Origin of the sequence: Candidatus Thioglobus sp., from assembly GCF_028599055.1 — a bacterium.
In the GTDB taxonomy this organism is placed as follows: Bacteria; Pseudomonadota; Gammaproteobacteria; order PS1; family Pseudothioglobaceae; genus Thioglobus_A.
In genome coordinates, this window is the sequence record NZ_JAQRMS010000035.1 from 9933 (window position 1) to 11497 (window position 1565).

Genomic DNA, 1565 nt, shown 5'->3' on the forward strand with positions numbered 1-1565 from the left:
AGACTCATTGTGCAATATTCATTAAATTTAGTTGAATCTCTTTACCTATGGCAATTCTTTGCTTGTCGCTTAGATTGTGTTTATGTGCCAAATCATCCCAGTTTAAAAGCGAGTTTTTAATCTTATCAATAATTTTTATCGGATTATTGATGTTGAATTTTTTAGCGACAACCAACAAATCTTCTAGGCCAATATCTTTAATTGCAAACTTGCCATTAATCGACATTTGATGTTGTTTAGTCCATTTATCTGGCAAAGGATTGTGTGCATGCGTTACATCAAATGCTGGTGCGAGCGACCAATTACCTTTAGCGTGCATCAAAAATGCGAAGTTTTTCGTATGGTCATCACAGTTATTAGCCAAAACATTAAACACCATACGTGCATACAGCTGGGTAACTTCATCTTTGCCCAAATCTAGCATCTGAGCGGTACGCAATAATAATGAGTAATCAGTCACATAAGGCTGATTAAAATCCTGATGTGCAAGTGCACAAAATGATTGCATATGAATTTTTTCATTATGAATACGATCAAAACGCTTAGTCATAAAATGAGATCTACCATTTTCTTCAAGCAAACGACATTCACTCATTTGAATACCTGCATCTTTTGCTATCAAGTAATAAATATACTCAATACAGCCATAACCATCACTACCACCAAGTTCTTGATCTTCTCCCACGCCGTCAAACTTAAGCAGCCAATGTTCATACTCTAGCGGCAAATCAAATTGTCCAGCAATAATATCCTTGTTTTTTCGATTCCAACCTATCACCGCTTTCGGACGAGCACCGCCTGCAGAGGATCCAATCTGAATCAAATCACTAGCAACTTGTGAGAAGTTACCTTGAATAGCTTTTCTGGCGCTTTCAACCAAATCGGACATTGCTAATGGGTAATGGTCTTTTTGCTCTAATGCTTTGGATGGCTCAAACTCTAATGCGCCCATGCCTCTTTTGCCAATATAGAGAAGTCGGTCTAATGTGGTCACTTGATTAGCAGCAATACCTTTACTTTCCATATATTGATTGACCAACGCATTACCAAATTTATCAGGCAAGGAATCAGAAATCATGCCAGGCAAACCTTGATAGGTATCTTTATCAAGACTGAAACCATACACACTTTGATTAACCGGCATATTAATAGGAGACGGATTAAGTTGCACTGGTAGATTATCTGCATACTGAAATAGATAATATCCAGGGTGCTGCTCATCAGCAATAATAGCGCCAAGCTGCTCGCCCCATAACATTACATTAACCAAATTAACGTTAGCCATTACTTGCGAACCCTTTTTCTATCACTGTTTTTAGACTTTATTCTAGAAACCTGCATCGGAGAAAGTGCAATGTTTTCAGGTACCAGTTGATTGATATTAGGCAGTAATTTCATCACCCTAAGAATGGCAATGAGTGGCATTAAGGAAATCTCGCCTTTTTGCTCAAAACGTGCCACTGTGCTTCGTGAAATGCCAGCACGTGTTGCCAATTCATTCTGCGACATTTGATTTGCAAGATCGTTCAGCCTAAGATTGCGAATTCTAGCGGCAATTTCAGCAA

The 1565-nt window shown here is 38.5% G+C and carries 2 protein-coding genes; both read right to left on the reverse strand.

The genetic code is table 11. From position 1 onward, the window contains the following. Positions 1 to 4 precede the first annotated feature (4 nt). A complete protein-coding gene (locus PSN35_RS03745; RefSeq protein WP_300029629.1) occupies positions 5 to 1285 on the reverse strand; it encodes a type II toxin-antitoxin system HipA family toxin in 1281 nt (426 codons plus the stop codon). Continuing rightward, positions 1285 to 1565 (reverse strand): helix-turn-helix transcriptional regulator (locus PSN35_RS03750; RefSeq protein ID WP_300029631.1); only part of this gene is annotated, 281 nt, incomplete at its 5' end. The genes PSN35_RS03750 and PSN35_RS03745, both read right to left, overlap by 1 nt.